At 46.4% G+C, this 17546-nt stretch carries 9 protein-coding genes; 2 read left to right on the top strand and 7 right to left on the bottom strand.

The features are described from left to right. From HHL17_RS14435 to HHL17_RS14410, 6 genes are all read right to left on the bottom strand, one after another. Nucleotides 1–756 carry a hypothetical protein gene (locus tag HHL17_RS14435; RefSeq protein ID WP_169225399.1) on the bottom strand — a complete coding sequence of 252 codons (756 nt, stop codon included), beginning with the start codon at nt 754–756 and terminating at the stop codon, nt 1–3. Then, a complete protein-coding gene (locus HHL17_RS14430; RefSeq protein ID WP_169225398.1) occupies nt 753–2858 on the bottom strand; it encodes a hypothetical protein in 2106 nt (701 codons plus the stop codon). Before HHL17_RS14430 ends, HHL17_RS14435 begins: the two co-directional genes overlap by 4 nt. Before the next feature lie 1374 nt (nt 2859–4232). Then, nucleotides 4233–4706: a hypothetical protein gene (locus tag HHL17_RS14425; protein ID WP_169225397.1), complete on the bottom strand. Its 474-nt coding sequence runs from the start codon at nt 4704–4706 to the stop codon at nt 4233–4235. A gap of 10 nt (nt 4707–4716) precedes the next feature. Next, nucleotides 4717–10323 (bottom strand): PA14 domain-containing protein, encoded by a 5607-nt coding sequence (locus HHL17_RS14420; RefSeq protein ID WP_169225396.1) that lies wholly within the window; start codon nt 10321–10323, stop codon nt 4717–4719. Nucleotides 10324–10359: 36 nt separating this feature from the next. Next, the gene (locus tag HHL17_RS14415; protein ID WP_169225395.1) at nt 10360–11451 is read right to left on the bottom strand and encodes a hypothetical protein; all 1092 of its coding nucleotides are present in this window, start codon (nt 11449–11451) and stop codon (nt 10360–10362) included. 9 nt (nt 11452–11460) lie between these two features. Continuing rightward, nucleotides 11461–13638, bottom strand: a complete 2178-nt coding sequence (locus HHL17_RS14410) for a hypothetical protein (protein ID WP_169225394.1) — start codon at nt 13636–13638, stop codon at nt 11461–11463. A 467-nt stretch (nt 13639–14105) separates the two neighbouring features. On the opposite strand from HHL17_RS14410, the gene HHL17_RS14405 reads away from it, so the two are divergent. Together HHL17_RS14405 and HHL17_RS14400 are read left to right on the top strand one after the other, a co-directional pair. After that, on the top strand, nt 14106–15638 hold the full coding sequence (locus HHL17_RS14405; protein ID WP_169225393.1) for a sulfatase family protein: 1533 nt from the start codon (nt 14106–14108) through the stop codon (nt 15636–15638). 73 nt (nt 15639–15711) lie between these two features. Beyond that, nucleotides 15712–16995, top strand: coding sequence for a hypothetical protein (locus HHL17_RS14400; protein ID WP_169225392.1), 1284 nt, complete (start codon nt 15712–15714; stop codon nt 16993–16995). Here HHL17_RS14400 and HHL17_RS14395 read toward each other — a convergent pair. After that, nucleotides 16992–17396: an Hpt domain-containing protein gene (locus HHL17_RS14395; RefSeq protein ID WP_169225391.1), complete on the bottom strand. Its 405-nt coding sequence runs from the start codon at nt 17394–17396 to the stop codon at nt 16992–16994. The two genes, HHL17_RS14400 and HHL17_RS14395, sit on opposite strands and share 4 nt — an antisense overlap. Nucleotides 17397–17546 lie beyond the last annotated feature (150 nt).

Genomic DNA, 17546 nt, shown 5'->3' with positions numbered 1-17546 from the left:
CTATAGGTCCGGGGATGCTTTAAATACCTGATATCCACTAAATGCCGGTGAAGGCACCAAAGTTGTCTCTGTTTTACGGAAATAACTTTGCTCATCAAAAACAGTCATATCAGGTTTGTATCTTTTGTCTTGCGTATAGGTCACCAATACAACGGCGTAGTCACCAAAATCTTCCTTCGTCTCCTCTTTATCAATGCCAAAACGTTTCAACTGGTCAGCGGGAATAAGATAACGCAGTGTTGTCAGGTAACCGGTGGACATATCTTTTGTTACATCCAGAGAAACAAAGGGAAAACCGGTGAGAAAATCGGCATGGAATACCCGTAGACTACCTTTCTGACTTACAGACCAACTCTTCACAGCTACGGGCAGGAAACCGGCCTGAATCATTTTCATGGGCTGATCTCCTGCTTTATGCTTCGACACATGCATTTTCTTCATGGCAGATTGCAGGATGATATTATACCGGCCATTACTCACGCTGGCAGTATTACCCAATTCATAACGAAAATTCTTATCTGCCACTTCCAACCGGCCTGTCACCGAGTCCAGTACAAGATCTGGTTTCGATGAAGCTGCAAAAGTATAGCGGATGTCCAAGGCATACTGCTTGTCAGCATACAGCTTATACATGACTGCCATCTCAACAGCCAGACCTGCAGTATCCCGCTGTTGCTGTTGTTGGGCATGTAACGGCGCCGCATAAACGGCAACCATTAACAGGAGGCACAGGGCATTCAGGGATCTCATCATCATTGTGCGGTTTCTTTAAGGAGCGCACTCCTGGTTTCTTTAATTGTTTTAACACCACGCTCCGTCTCTTTCTTTACCCTGGTCAGGGTACCATCGTCGTCATACTCATAAAGGGTGGCGTAGTTATTCTCATCCAGTTCGGCCATCAGTCTCAGGTTCACAGGGTCATACACGAACGATTTCATATTGGCATTGTAAGGGTGTACGCGAAGATCATCGTAATACACATTCACATTATTTTTAGGCACAATCACTACGTTAAAAGCGGTTGATCCCTGTGGCACATCGATCACCCCTTCATACTGTTGCCAACCATCAATGATGGCTCCTTTGGGCTGCGCCGTAGTTGTAACCCTCACCGGGCCACCCACCAGTAAGGTGATTTCGCTGCTGGAATAAGAAGTGCACTTACAGTCCTGTTCCTCTTTCACCCACACACTGAACAGGAAACGCTTACCCGCTACTGGTGAGAAATCGGGTACCAGCACACCCGGATTCAGGCGGACTGCTTTCAGCACATTCGTATTACATTTAATCGCCTGTTGGAAATCCGGCGCTGTCAATAACCTGTCACTATCCGTCACCAGTGCCGACAACATGATGCTGTCGCCTTTGGCTGCCTTTAAACTGAATCTTCCGGTATGGCTCTGTTCATTGCTCAGCTTATTTTTATAACGGGAGAAATCGAAATGACGACCTACGGGACAAAATCCGTCATCGCATTTGCCGGCCACAAAATCGTAGTCTTCAAAACCATCGAATCCAGACTCACGGTAACGGCTATTCTGCACTACCGCTACAGGCACAGCGCCATCGTATCCATAGAGACCTGCATTATATCGGCCTAAAGGATCTTTGTTCTCCAGTTCAAAACCTTTTTTACTAAAAACAGTGCTTTCCGCGTTCCATACCCAACGGCTAGTATCCTGATGGGGTGTCCAGGAAGCTGTCTGCTTTTCCCAGAAAGACATAAAATCACCATAGGCACCATCTCTCCGGATATCGGTCTTCACAGCCGGATCAGCCTGTGCCCTGGCCCCATAGTACACATAGTTACGGGAAGGCCTCCAGTTACCGAGCAAGCCATGGATGTACGGGTTCACACTGGTATCGGTCACAGCACTATAACAACGGATGGTATAAGGTGCCACTTTGATATCAACTTCGCCTTTAATAGGTTGACCGCAGAGGTCTGAGTTAATGGTCACCTTATATTTACCAGCCTTCGAAGAATCAACGTTGTAGATTACCTGACTTTGCCCTTCTCTGATGGTGCTGCTATTAGGGAATTCCCAATAGTAGTTTTTAGCGGTTGTAGGCAGATTGATTGCTTTCAGGTAGACAGTGTCACCAACACAGAACATAGGTTTGTCTGTGGTAATGATCTGGTAGGTGGCGAAATCCAGAATTTGTATGTCCTGAACTATCGAAGTCTCGCACTCATCAACTACCTGGATAGAATAATTAGTATTCTTCATCAGGGAATAACGAACATTAGACGAAAAACGGCCAGTATTGTTACTATCCAAATATGGCCCAGTGGCTCCCTTACCTTGTTCTGCCAGTTTATAGGTATACTGACGGGAGCCGCTCCTTCCCCCAATCGCTTGGGTACGAATAGTTCCGGTATTTGGTGCAGCACCCGGGCATACCCAGCCAAGTGTCTGGTTACGATCAAGATTCAGGTCCTGCGGGTTATAATACGTGATTTTCTTACTATTTACTTTATAATCAATTATGTAGTTGTTCGCTCCGATGGCTATCGTGTATTCTCCTGGTTTTGATAGAATAAGACTCTCACCATTACGTATTACCGTTCCAACACCTGACGGTCCATCTGTTATTTTGTAGTAGACACTATTATCAGTTAGCCCTGCATAAGTTTTTGTCCCTGAGGGTGTAATTTTTCCTCCGGCACAGGTTTGTTGCATTGAATAGGTCCATTTATAACGATATACATCTTTTTCCATTACAACTGCCGGCAGATCATAAGTACCACAGGAATCTGTCACCCTGAACAGGTAACTTCCGGTAGAGAAATCCTGAGGATTTGGCCCGTACGTATTATTTACAACAAATCCCGCAATAGCAGGGTTATTCTTCATGTCATACGAAAAACTAAGATTAGACGGACTAACTAACTGAATGACGGTATTCTTCATCCAGGCACCACTATTACGTCGAAGCACAAAACTAATTGCGCCATCTTTCCCATAGAATCCGTCCGATGCAAGAAGTGTAATCGAATACCCAATATCCGGTTTACTGACAGTTATTGGATATGTCATCGTGAAGCCTCCTTTATCTCTCAGTGTCATAGTGTAATTTCCCGGCACCACATTGGAAAAGAAGCCTGCTGCATTGTTACTGATGGGTCCATTTAGCGTATCATAATAAACAGTTGTATTTGTTTCATTATCCTTTAGTGTGCCCATTAATGGAAAACAAACATAATTAAATTGATAAACCTGATAGTTTACATTATAAGTGCCATTACAATTAAGGCTGTTGGAGGTAGTCGCGAAAGGCGCTACTATAGCTCGTTGATTGAAGATCGTATCACCACAATCCGATTTAAGATACACTCCAACATATTTTCCATCAACATCATTCATTGTAGTGCCCTGGGGAAGAACGACTGTATCCACCTGGCTACCCAAACGCTTAAAAGATCCGATTGGTCCCTTATTATAGGACAATGCATAGGTATAATGAGACTCAAGATCGGTCCGATCATAAAATTGGACAGCCGTGATAACATAAAACCGGCAATTGGATTTGTCGACCACTATATTGTTCGTCTGACTTATGGGCAAATTATCTTTGGCTATAACAGCACTGTCTACCTGGCGTGTATTACAGGCATCTTCAACAGCAATTTTGTACTTTCCAGCATTTAGATTTCGGATTACATATATGCTATCGGTTGCAGTGAAACTACGTGCCCCGGAATAGGTCACCGGAGCATCCACAATACTGATTGTAAATGGTTTACTTCCTTCCAAAATCTTACATTCAGCTCCCCCAAAGGCACAGTCACCATATGTTTTCAACTTAGGAGTTGTATATAATGTAACGTTTTTATAAACACCCGGAACACGTATCTGAACCGATTGAGAAACAGGAGTACCATTACACACCGCCTCAACTGTTAATTCATACTTTGCCGGTGGTAGATTGTCCAATACAGGAGTGGTACTCTGCGTAATTTTTACCCCGCCAGCACTTAAAGGAGTAAGGCTATATAGAAAACTTCCTAAGCTGGGCTTGTCAGCGCCAGTGATAGTAATTGCAACCCGGCCGTTAGAACTGCAGGTAGCACTGTCTACCTGCGTCTGTATACTCCAGTTGAGACACTGGGCGTCAGCATGTGTATTTCCCAACAGGAGACATATTACCGAAACCGCTATAAATAAATAAATACTAATTTTTTGCATACAATTCATTTGAAACACGAAAACGTATTCACTCAAACCCGGCTATTTGCGTTTATTGTCATAAGTACAGATGAATACCTGTTTGACCGGTAGTTTATGTCCGGCATCCATATAATAGATTGCCGGTAACTTGAAAGTCAATTGCCCTTCAACAGAAACATCATACCACCAAAATTTATACAAAGGGGGCGTCTGTCTCGTGGTTGCTTCATATAACAAAAGGAAAGGGGGCTCCCACCGGCAACTGTCGATTTCGCTTATGGCTCCTATCTTACATATATTTCCCTCAAACTGTAACAGTAAGGGAATTTCCCTGCTTGCCGTCATAATAGAATCTTTCACCGTTAATACCTTCCGCTCCAATACCTTTTCATCTCCCTGGCTGAACAACGTTGCCTCCACCTTCACTATTTCCCAACGACCCTGCATCTTCTGTCCTTCTGCTGATATTTGGGCATATCCGCGACCCAACATCAACATCAGCCCAACCATTATGATAATTATACGTGTATTCATAGTTGTTATATTATTTGTAGGCACATTCTTTATATGAGTTCTTTTTATCCTCCACATGCCAGTTCTGCTTATATTCTGTCATGGAAGCACTGAGGATCTGTTTATCCTTGTCAATCTGCAGTTTATAAGCACCGTTATTCCATACCAGCGGGCTTTTCATCATCACCACGGTGCCAATCTGCGCCTGAATATTTTTACGACCAGAACGTACAATCTTCATTGTAACATCATTACCGGTAAACGGTGTCCCCTCTGCTGTCAGGAAATAAATGTCCGGGGTACCGCCATTCAGCGCATTGGCATCCAACGCCCATATTTTACCGGAGCTGGGGAAAGTGGCTAAAATTGGAGCACACTCATCTCCGGCCACACGGTTACGGGAGTACGTAATGATCTCATCACCGGAAGCGAAATATTGGTTAGCTTCCGCTGCAGACAGCCCGGAAACGATCCTCCCTCCTTTTACATACACGTTTTTGGCAGTGGTATTGATATTTTTATAAGCGCCACTCATACCATCATAAGCCCAGTGAGCCGGATAGCTAAACTGATAAGTGGAGTCGCCAAACTCATTCTGAACAGAAGTCAGTAACACATCTCCGGTCTCTGCATCGTACAACAGATTTTGGGTTACCACCTTACTACCATTTTCAAATGCTTCCACTCTATCGAGGATACCATGACGATGGATCACCTTGGTAATAGCAACAGAATTGAAAATATTCTCTTCGCTCTGCGGCATCGGGAAAGAGGTAGGAATCGGTACCGGAATAACCCCAATAGTGAAGGCATCCAGATCCACCACTATGTTACCAGCCACACTCTCAAATATCTGACGGCGCATGTCGGTCATCAACTCCACATCCTTACCGATAAAGGAAGCCTCTATCTTGCCGGACTTATCGATGGCCAGCACCTCATTATTAAGATGTTTCTGTACCGCTGATTCATTGTCTACCTTGTAGAAATAGGCAGCCGACTTGATCAACTGCGGAGCCTTTCCTGCACTATAAAACTTCTGTGAACGCATCTTTCCATGCATATCATTCAGTTCTATTTTAAAGCCCTGACTCAATGCGAGGTAATAACGGGTATCAATATTCATTATACTCCCCAACCTCGGCTTGAACATAGCCTTACTGTATGGCCGCTCAATTTCAGAATTGGCCACTATTGTCGGGAAGTCATAGGCAGTATAGAAGCAGGTCTCCTCATAGCCTTTAGCGGAACGGACATTTTTGGAATAAATGGACTTGGTCTGTACCTTACTGTAGCCTACTGATGCAGCCGGGAAGAAAGATTCTCCCAACGGCGTTTCTACATAACTAACAGAAGTAGGCGCCAGGGCAGCTAATTGGTCTTTATACATTACCGGCGTATGCCAGGAGTTCTCCTCCCCGCCCAGCACCGGTTCATAACTGGCTACACCGCTACTGATCTGTCTTTCTGTACCGTCCACCTTAATGGTGGTCGTATAACTGTATTCGGTACCATATTTAGATTCCTTCTGACCGGTCATAGCATTCCAGTGATCATAAATTTCGATACGTTTCACCCGGAGGCCACCACCATATTTCTTATATAAAGGATCATTTAACCTGGCGTGTGAACGTTTCAGATCTACCTTCATCGCCCAGCCATTCCTGCGGGCCGTTTCGTCAAAACGCCTCAGTTTGGAGGGCAGGTTCGTACTCAGCTCCACAATTGTCTGGATAGCTTTTATCGGATCCATATCCGCCATCTCGGAATCCGGGAATGCTTTGGAAGGCAGGTTCAGTCGCAGGAATTGTACCGCCGCTTTCGCCAACGGGCTATAACTACCACCTTCTTCACCATTGGCTTTAAGCGGACGTAATTTTACGAAGATGGTATTCCCATTATTAATGAATCCATAATCGCTTCTGTCAAGAAATGCATAACAAGGCACATATTCATACCCTGAGCCATAAGTATCTGAAGGCATCTTCACATACAACCTGAAAAAGACGGTATCATGCAGCTCCGACAAATAGTTATCAAAGACTTCTTTGTTGGAAGTAACAGGTGATGCTGCATCAAATGCCACATAGAGATTGTCATGACGACCACCTGCTATTTCATATAAATTATCAGTAAGATCCCCCGTATACTGCGGGCGTGAACCAGCGAAGCCTGCAATCCGCGTCATTTTGCTGGCACGACGATGCTGCACATACGCATAATCATCCGCTTCATAAGTCACTTTCATCCGTCCACCGGAAGGCAGCACGATGGAGTCCAGCGTCCAGGCAGCCACGTTTTTAGCTGCTAACGTACTGTCTTGTAAGGCATAAGGCATCTCCACATTGCTGATGGGGTCCCTGTCGGTATAGTTGGGGTTATCTTTAGGATTCTTATAATTACCCCACCGGTCAAATGACTTACTGTTATATCCCGGATTATTACTATTATAATGGAATACGTAAGCATTCTGCTGGTTACGAACCTTGTTCGTCTTGCTTTCGTTACCATTATAAGAGAACCAGAGCTTTTTCAGCGTCAACTTGCCTGCACTGCCTTCCGGTGCGTTTACACCAGGACATAACTCATACGAATACTCGAAATGGACCGTTTTTACCGGTTTGGCGTTAACACTGTCCTTCAGGTATTCTGCTTTTACATATAGATTGATCTCTTCCAGTCGTTTGGCCTGTTTGCTGCCAACGATTTTGGCGCCGTTACGGTCAATCGGCAATAAATCTTCCCGGTCTCCCAGTTTGAATATCGCGATCATATTCTTCGATTCAACTGAGTTCAGGTACCACAACTCCTTTTCTCCATATACATAGCTGCCTTTATCATCACGACGGTCTGTTTTCAGGCCTTCATTATAGGTAGCAAATTTAGTGTAGGGTGTACGCCATTTATAAGGATTGTTGACACCAGCGGTTCTTGTATAGTTAAACTTCACGGCATTACCGGCATCATCATCTGTGATGCCATCTCCGGTGATATCAACATAATCGGGGGAAACAATGCCAGTTAAGAGGAAGGAATGCGCATAAGCCGGAATTTCTTCCTTATTAAAATAATGTTCGTTACCTCTGTTATTGGAGGTAGAGTCATCACGCTCCTTGTCACTGGCGGAGTTATAGTTCACCACCCCTTCTGCCGCATTAGCTCTGCCATAGTCAGCTGAGAAGGTTACTTCTTCCTGTTTAAGGTTATAAACAGGTAATCCGTATACGTAACGTTTACCATCTGCATTCAGCACATTGACCTCAGAAATATGGTGCGGTTTGCGGAAACTATTTATCCGCTTTTCCTTATTCAGCTTTCCCGGCACCACTTCAAAGTTATCCGGAGGATTGGGAAGAAAAAGGTCATCTTCTGTAACAGCAACATTACCGCATTGCCATTTAACACTCAGAAACCCGTCTGCTTCTGTGTTCATATACCACATAGCCACATCATACATCTTACCTTTTTCCAGATTAATGGAATAATATTCATCATGGTTTTCGTCCCTCCCATTCCAATCCTTTTGGAAGTCGTTAATCTCTTTCCCATTCACGGAGAGAGCAAAGTGATCGTTAAATTCACAATGAACAGTATAAACACCGGTTACAGGAGCTCTTAACCGGTATCTGCTTGTCATCATGAAATAGTCATAAGGCAATTTTATACCAGGGGTCATGGCCATCAATGTTTCCAAATCCCAAAAAGTATAGCCTCTTTGATTACAGGAACCTAACGAGGCCCCCCCATGTGTTTCGTACTCAGCATAAATGCCCCTTTTCTCTTCGGGGTCGCCTGCATACTTTGTATTACAATTATCAAACGTATACTTATTCTCCCGGTAGTTTTCAATAAACCGCGTCAACCCCGCTTCGCTTGCCTCCTTCGCATTCAGGTAAGTGATCAGCTGTGTTCTCTTATCACGTTCCGTTTTACGGGCAGTCGTTGCCGTAATAGGTAACAGGCCCACGTGCTCACCATTTTTATAACGATAAAGGCTACCCGTGGTACCGATATCTGAACTACCGTCGCCTTTGAGTTGCGCGGTCACTACATCATCACCTCCCACTGTCTCGTAAAATGCTTTGGGATTGATGGACATCTCACCGGGATTTCTAAAGTAAGCAGCTTCATAATTTTTTTCGGAAGATGTAAATGCCACTTCCCGCGCAAGCGCATTATTCGCCTGCCATGCTGTAGTGGTGGTGTTGGAAGAAGTCATATCAAGGTTAGCACCCAGATGGTAAAGAGATCCTACACCAAGGTCTACGCCACCGGTAAACGATTTATCTTTAGTCTTCAGATAAGGGTCATACATGTAACCTATATCACTGCGATATGCCCTGAACATCCCACCGGTACCCTCTCCTGAAATGGAAAATACATCATATGTATAGGAAGGGATACCAATGGTTTTCAGCGCCTCTTTCACAGGCAGCTCACGCTCTCTGTTGAAATCCAGCAATGCCTCCGGTCTTCTAGCCCCGTCTTCATAGTGCAGATAACCGTAGGCGGGTAAAGTACGCTTCTGATCTTCCCGCTCAATGGTCTGTTTCAACTGATAACCGCTACCAAATATGTTAAAGTGAACGCCATTCACCTCAAAACCTACTGCCAGCTTACCGGTAAACATACTATTCGTATAGGCCATATTGATATTCGGCGTGGAGCTTGGATAAGCAAATGAAATCCTGCTGTCAGCCATGGCTGAAAAGGTATAGGGTCTTTTCAGCTGGTCGGTGGACATTCTTACCCCCCCGGAAAACTGCAGGGCTTTCATACCGGAACGGGTATTATAAGCTGAACCAATCGACAGATTACCCGTGAATGATCCACCATCCCCATTCTTTATAGCGGAGGTCTGTACATCCAGGCTTGGACTGATGGTAACCCCGTCAGAAGTGCTGTTGGAAAGCCCCATCCCGGCGGTCAGAGAACCGGCGCCTTGTATACCCACACTCAGACTGGTATTAAACCCGGCCTCCGCTCCCCAGCCACGATAAGTATTGTTATAGATACCTGCAGTGGCTGTAAAACCACCACTGATACTATCAGATACCAATTTTCCGACTTTTTTAAGATCAAAACCAAACAGCTCCGTAGTGATACCCAGCGATCCTCCCGTCGTCTTATTCTCATTCACAGAAAGCGTTTTGGTAATCTGATCTTCCCCGTTAAAATCATCCGGGATACCGCGCATGTTACGCGTGATGCTGCCCGGGTTCAGGTTCCATCCCAGCCCTGTCCAGCTGGCTTCCTGGTCCATGGAGATGCCGCTGTTATAACCCAGCGCCAGCGGATAACCGCCCACGTCCAGCAACGGAATGCTATAGGAGAAATCCCCGGTAAACAGGTCCACCATTTTATCACTTCCCACGGCGGTAAAAGAAGTAGCCTCCGGTTGCGTAGGACCACCATCCACCTTATCTGCGGGAGCAGGTGCGGATGCTTTAGGCTCCGGCGCTGCCGGAGGAGCTACAGACAGCCATTCGCGTACGGGCGTTTCCGTTACTTTGACCGGAATCCGGCCGCTATGTGGACTGCCCAGCGCATAGCCCGGCACTACCGTTTCAACATAAATTATTGCCAGCAGAAAGCAGGCAATTGCTTTCTTCCACTTTTCAGCAATAGCCAATATCATTTCTCTTTATTTTTAGGTATAGGGCTTCGGTTCCCATTAATCTTCTTTATTATAGATAAATTTCAGCTGCCAGTATTCCCCGCGGGAATTCAACAGGCGAAACAGGTACAAACGTCCGTTGGACAATCCTTTGCGCTCCAGCGGCACTTCAAAACGGTTATGTCCCCGCTCCGCTTTCAACGTCCCTTCGGCAGCGGCTCGCTGGCCGGCTTCCAGTGGTATGATCTCGTAGTGCAAAGTGCTGTCGGCGGTTTCGTTGGTATAGCTCACACTCAGCATACGCCCGGCTTTTACCACGGCGCCATCCAGCTCCCTTTTCAGTTGCACATATGCACCAGCTGGCGTATTGCCCGGTTTGGCCAGCGACTTAATTCGGAATGTCCATACCTCTGTCTGGGCGGCAAATAATCGACCGTTGCGGGCTGTCACGGACCAGGCATATTGCCTGCCGGTATCCAGTTGAACACCTCCGGATGGGTAGTTGGCAAAAATGTTCCGCAGCGCGGGCGCTCGGTATACCGCGATGTTCTGCTGGATGGCTTCTTCGGGCGACTGACCAGGATATACTTCGGTAAGAGTCAGATCGTAGTTGAGATCACTGAACAAATTAAGCGGTGCGGGTGGTATCCAGGTAAACTGAGGCAAGATTGTTTCCAGCTCACTTTTATTGGCCGGCGTATTCAGCAGCGGCGGACTCACCGGCTCAATGGTAAACGGAATACAATCTTCTCCAGGCTGGTTACCGGATTTATCGCCTTCCACAATCATGCTGTAACAGGCCATATAATTGCCTGAAGGCAGAAAACCATTGGCGCTTCGGTCGATAGCAGGAGAAAGATATTCGTATTGCACCGGCATAAAATCCTGTAACTGTAACTGCCGCGCGCCTTTGTTCAACAGAATGTTGCGGGTGATACCTGTCAGCAACGGCTGATTGGTCTGCGGATCTGTAAGCCGCATGGTGATACGCATATTCACTGACGCATTGGATGCAGATACCAATACAATATTCCATAGCTGAGCTTTCAGCATTACACCGGCAGGTGGCAGCTGTATGGTCATGCTAACCTGCGCGGCTACACGTAGTGACAGCCCAAGGGCCAACAACAGGAATAGGGATCTTTTCATACGATATTTTTAGAACACTTTGGTATAGGTTAAACGGCCGGTTTCATTAGATACCAGCTGCCTGTTCACACCTGGTACAAATCCTTTATCGGCCATCAGTGCTATCTCTCCCACCTTCGGAATATTGATCCTGGTATTGGCAGAATAGCCGGTTTGTTTTAATTGATATACTGTCTGATAATTATATTTGATTCCGCCCCCGATCTCCAGCCAGTTGGTTACTTTGTACTGAACACCTCCGTCAGCGCCATATAGCGCGTAATCCTGATTGGTAGCCGATGAAAGTCCGCCGTTCAGCGTAAACTTCCCGATAAACACCGTATGGTTCAGCAACAAATTGGTACTGTTGAAATACACAAAGTTGCTGTCCACCTGCCGGTTATAGAACCGTGTCCCGGAGAAGATAGTATTCATAGTGGCCCGCCCGGACTGATAATAGTAACTAGCAGTACCCGACATGGTATAAAACAGGTTCTCCACAAATCTGTCGTCACTCAGCTTCATCAGCTGCGAGGTCGGATAATACCCTACCGATACTACCGGCCATTTTTTCCGGCGGAAAGTAGCTTGTATGCTTTTGAATACAGTGCTGCTACGGTAACTGCTATGCTCAAAAACGCTGGTGTACACATTCTGCTTCAGGCTACCGGTAATCATCAGCTGCTGCTGAAAGAAAGGCTGGTCCACTTTCACCATCCAGGCATTCTGTGCTGAGCCAGTGGCATACAAACTGAAGGACTGAAAATTGGCCCCCATCCTTTTGAACATGGCATTGATCCTCGTTTTGGTCAAGGGGATATACGAAAATCCACTCAGCGCATAGGCTTCATTACTACGATCGCCGAAACTGGTCATACTGCTGCCGAGACCATCATGATTAAGCTTGCGCTCATAATAAGGCAGGGAAGACTTGGCTATTTCCCCGATGAGGTAGTTGTTACGGTCTATCTGCCATCTGCCTTCCAGCGACAACCCCATGATACGATAGTCCGGCGTCTCTACTACCCCCATACCTGAAGTGGTGGTATTAAAATTATATACCTGTTTTTTTCCGGTATAGAAAGACAAAATAACGTTGTTGCCATCCCGTTGCCCCACGCCGGCTCTGACAATATTCAGGTATTGTCTGACCCTGTTGTCATTCACGATAAAATCACGGAACCGGTAATCCACCGCACCGGTAGCAAAAGCAATATAATAGGATGGGTTAAACTCAGCCTGCACACCGGTAATGCTGATGTTTTTGGCCGTCAGCTCCGAATAATCCACCATGGTACGCCCTATCCCCACCGATTTCACCGCCAGCAACGTCTTATATCCTTTGGGCAAAATACTGTCGGGCAGATTCATACTTTCCAGGTCCTGCATCATCTGCCGTGGATTTTTACTGCGCTGCAATACATCCATCAGATAACCTTTCTTCGCCGAATAAGCTTTCTGTTGTTTGGCATACAACTTCTCCAATGCAGCGAAAGATTTCTCCAGCGAGTCCAGCTTCTTTTTCTTTTCTTCATATTGCACCAGGAAACGCGCTTCGCTGGAATCTGCTGCTACAGCATTCTTCAGGCTGTCAGCCTTTTTTTGCAACACACCGGATAAGGCAGCTTTATACCCTTCCACACCCTGCACAGGCAGTAACTGCCGCAAAGAATCCGTCACCCGACGACGATAAGCCCTTTCTTTCTGCTCTACCATCCGCTGCAGTTGCACCGGTGAGCTAAACCAGTACCGGAGCTTGTTTAATGCATCCCACTGCTCATCCAGCTTCAGTTTCAGCTTCTCCAATTCCTGTAACTGTTTGCGTTTACCGGCATCCCAGTCTCTCGCTTTGGATAAAAGCAGCTGCCGGAAATCTTGTTGCGTGTACCGGAAATTAACGCCGGTAATATCTCTGAACAGGTAAGAATTTCCCTTGCTGGTGTTAAATGTCAGGTGAAGAGGATATCTGTCTTTTACCAAAATATCCAGTGTGGTCTGGACCGTATGCTGATGAATATCTTTTTCCAGATAAGGCGTATCTGTATGCGACTGATAATAGAAATCATACATCACATTTCCATGAATGCTCAGGAGAGGTTTATGTACGGGTACGACAGGTTGTGCAGGTGGTAACTTCCGTTTGATAGCAACCAACCTCGTATCTCCTCTGGGTTCCTCATACAAAAGCACCAGCACCGGCATCTTCATCTTACATCCTGTATGGATGAAGAAATAGCCAGTATCCGAAACCTTAGAATCTACGGGAAGATGAAGCTGCGCTGCACACTCCGAAGCAAGGAATAGGGACGATAATAACAATATTAATACGACACTTCTCAAAACGATCCACTGTGTGGCAATTGGTTAACAACTAGGTATCAGGATATTTTTATTCTCTTATTGAGGCAAATCTAGAAATTAATTTTAGATAAAAAAATTATCTCATGAAATAATTTTTACCTACTTCAAAACATCCTCCGCAAATCTTCGATAGGCCTTTAATTCGCTGTTAAACCCATACTCCGTCAGCAAGTAGCCTGGCAGGATGATACGATCCAGCCACCCATTACATTTCCTGCCATAGCCCTAAAAATATCAAATTATTATAATATTACCTAGCAGTACAAATAATAGATATCTTTATCCACCACCACTCCTTTATAAGCAGAACAGATATGAAAACAATGAAACGTCTCTCCTGGCTGTTGCTGGCGCTTATTAGCCAGACAGGCTTCAGCCAGCAAAAACCACAAAAGCAACCGAACATTATCTTTATCTTATCAGATGACCATGCCTATCAGGCTATCAGCGCTTATGGCAGCAAACTGGCACAAACGCCCAACATCGACCGCATTGCACGCCAGGGCGTGCTGTTCCGCAACGCACTTGTGACGAACTCCATCTGCGGCCCCAGCAGGGCTACCTTGCTGACAGGAAAGTACAGCCACATCAACGGCTACACGCTTAATGAAATGAAATTTAATGTTGGCCAGCAGCTGTTCCCGAAACTGCTGCAGCAGAATGGTTATCAAACAGCCTGGATTGGCAAATGGCACCTCGGCAATCTGCCGGAAGGATTTGACTTTTGGCGTATTCTCAATCATCAGGGACAGTATTATAACCCGGAGTTCATCGGGCCTCGTGATACTACCCGCGCGGAAGGATATGTGACCAACCTGATCACTCAAATCTCCGTTGACTGGCTCAATCACCGCGACACTTCCAAACCCTTCTTCCTCGTAGTAGGCGAGAAAGCCACGCACCGCGAATGGCAACCCGACATCCAGGACCTCGGCGCGTATGATGATAAAACATTTCCGTTACCGGCCACTTTCCGTGACAACTATAAAAATCGCATAGCCGCCCAAAACCAGGACATGACCATCGATAAAACCATGCGCCTGAAAGAGGACCTGAAAGTACACGCCAACTACGAAAAAGGGATCTATGGCCGGTTTACGCCAGCACAAAAAGAAGCATTCAAAGCTTATTATGAAGGAAAAGTCAGCAAAGAATTTGATGAGAAAAAACTGACCGGCGACGCGCTCGTGGAATGGAAATATCAACGTTACCTGAAAGACTACCTCTCTACCGCCCGCTCACTCGACCGCAATATCGGCTCCCTGCTCGACTACCTCGACAAAAACGGGCTGGCAGAGAATACCGTCGTTATCTATGCATCTGATCAGGGCTTCTATATGGGCGAACACGGCTGGTTCGATAAACGTTTTATGTATGAAGAATCCCTTCGCACACCGTTTATCATCAAATATCCCGGCGTTACCAAACCCGGTACCACTGTTAATCAGCTCATGCTGAATATAGACTGGGCGCCTACTATCCTGCAAATGGCCGGCGTACCGGTGCCATCAGACATACAGGGCACCTCTTTCCTGCCGTTGCTGGAACAAAACCCCAACAAGGTAGCGTGGAGAAAAGCAGCTTATTATCACTATTATGAGTTTCCCGAACCGCACCATGTATATCCTCACTTTGGTGTACGCACCGAACAATACACACTGGTACGCTTCTACGGAGCTGGCGACAGCTGGGAACTGTATGATCTGAAGAAAGACCCGCAACAGGTCAATAATATCTACGGCAATAAAGGCACAGAAAAAATTACCGCCGACCTGAAAGCCACCCTGAAAAAACTGATCCTGCAATACAATGATCAGGAAGCACTGAAAATACTGGAGTCCCATTGATACCCCACCTGTCACGCGAAGGCCTATACTTTGCGTGACAGGGCCCTCCATTGAAAAACCTTATCTTCGGCCCATGAAGAATCCCCCCACCTGGCAGTTTAATATAGCAGACCAGAAACGAGGCATATGGGGCTTTGTAGCAACAATAACAGCCTTCCTTGGCATTATGGTCCCCGGCCTCGCGTTTAACCTGAGCGTTGGGCTCATCATCACTATAGTACTGGTCGTCATACTTACCCTGCTCATTCTCACCGTCAGATGGATGTGGAGAAAAGAAACCCTCACACTGTATCATGACCATATAGAATCGGCCTTGTATGGCGCCATCTATTTCACCGACGTCCGGAAAATATCCCGGCCATGGGGAGCGATGAGCCCTGCCATCAAACTCCGGTTGAAAGACAGGCGTGTTTCCTGGAGCATGGTCCGTAGCAGTCGCGCGCTGATACAAAACACACCGGAAGAAGTGATGGTCTTTCAGGATTTCCTCCATCAACTGGAGGCAGCCATGAATAAACAAACTCCCAAACCGGCCAAACCGGAAGTCAATGCCGATAGCGCAAACGCGCACATGACACCGACTGCACAGCTCAGTCAAATCAACCGCTCCGGTAACGATACTACCAGCCTTGTTGTAGGCGCCACCTTGATTGTTGTGGTACTGCTGGGCGTGGCCACCTGTGTCACCCGGTCACGGAAGCCTGATTTTAAACGCATGAAAGCTGCTTCCAAAGAGCGTTTCTACAGAAGCAAACAAAAGGTGGATGAACTGGTGGCCCAAAGATTGGAGAAAGAAGGAGGTGCTTTCCTTTATACAAACGATCATGCAGCTACGATCAAATTGTTCCCTTATATCAATACAGACAATCCCCTGAACATTGACCTGTTCCAATATATCGAGGCCAACAAGGATATGGATGCTATCCTGGCCAACCCGGACTCCGCGCAACTGGACATCTATGTTATCAGTGGTGATTCCGCTGTCCGCAGGATGAAGCCCGATACTTCCGCCCGGCAGTTTTTCTTCCGTGCATATGATCCGAAACAACGTATACGCCCATCAAATGTGCTGCCTAACGATACCGCCGGCCAGGAAAATTATCCCGTATTTGATGTCAGCTGGAGGGTATCGCTACTAGACACCACCAACCTGCTCTATGCCATGGACCGGAGTATTCCCGGCATGCACATCATGCTTGCCCAGGTAAGGCTGCGCCCCACCTTTTACCTTTACATGACGGGCAAAGTAAAACAGGGCATGAACGAACCCGCTTTCAGGGAAGCGGTCATCACACTGAATAAACTGTTGCATCGCAGCAACGTGGACACCAGTACTTTTGTTATCAGCCGGATTTAGGGCTCCCTCGACTGCAGGAAGGCCTTGAGCCGTTCAAACTCCAGCCGTATCGGCTGCATTCCCTGCCGGATACCGGCGCTGATCTCCAGGAAATGCTGCTGTATCGTGTCCGGGCTGCCAGCCATGCTGCAACACTCCAACCGCTCTGAGGTGGACTGAACGCCCGTGAGCCCCACAATACCGGTAAAGGCCCTCAACTGGTGTGCATAATATTTGACCTGCTCCCGGTTGTTCTCCGCGATCGCATTGCCCAGTTGTGTGATCCGGGCGCCGATTTCAGATAGAAACCCTTCAAACATGTCAAAAGCATACGATGGCTGATGTTGGTAAAGTCTTTGCAGATAGGCGATATCTAACGCCTGATGACGGAATTCGAAAGAAGTAGTGGGTACTTTTTCCATACGGGGTATTTTGGGGAAGATGACTACCATAAAGATACCTATTTGGCCTTAATTTCTTTGTCAATTCCGGGCAAAAGCCTTAATTTTGCCCGCTGTGAGAGAAGCCGCATCTGCTTTGCCTTGATGCGGCTTCTTTATAGATAGTTATTA

Source organism: Chitinophaga fulva, assembly GCF_012927205.1.
Classification (GTDB): Bacteria; Bacteroidota; Bacteroidia; order Chitinophagales; family Chitinophagaceae; genus Chitinophaga; species Chitinophaga fulva.
The sequence above is the reverse complement of the archived record's forward strand: the minus strand, read 5'-3'. Positions and strand labels throughout refer to the sequence as shown.

Coding starts and splice junctions, on each gene's coding strand:
- HHL17_RS14435 (WP_169225399.1), bottom strand. CDS start 756: ATGATGATGAGATCCCTGAATGCCCTGTGCCTCCTGTTAATGGTTGCC.
- HHL17_RS14430 (WP_169225398.1), bottom strand. CDS start 2,858: ATGAAGAATAACCCTGCTATTGCGGGATTTGTTGTAAATAATACGTAC.
- HHL17_RS14425 (WP_169225397.1), bottom strand. CDS start 4,706: ATGAATACACGTATAATTATCATAATGGTTGGGCTGATGTTGATGTTG.
- HHL17_RS14420 (WP_169225396.1), bottom strand. CDS start 10,323: ATGATATTGGCTATTGCTGAAAAGTGGAAGAAAGCAATTGCCTGCTTT.
- HHL17_RS14415 (WP_169225395.1), bottom strand. CDS start 11,451: ATGAAAAGATCCCTATTCCTGTTGTTGGCCCTTGGGCTGTCACTACGT.
- HHL17_RS14410 (WP_169225394.1), bottom strand. CDS start 13,638: ATGAAGATGCCGGTGCTGGTGCTTTTGTATGAGGAACCCAGAGGAGAT.
- HHL17_RS14405 (WP_169225393.1), top strand. CDS start 14,106: ATGAAAACAATGAAACGTCTCTCCTGGCTGTTGCTGGCGCTTATTAGC.
- HHL17_RS14400 (WP_169225392.1), top strand. CDS start 15,712: ATGAAGAATCCCCCCACCTGGCAGTTTAATATAGCAGACCAGAAACGA.
- HHL17_RS14395 (WP_169225391.1), bottom strand. CDS start 17,396: ATGGAAAAAGTACCCACTACTTCTTTCGAATTCCGTCATCAGGCGTTA.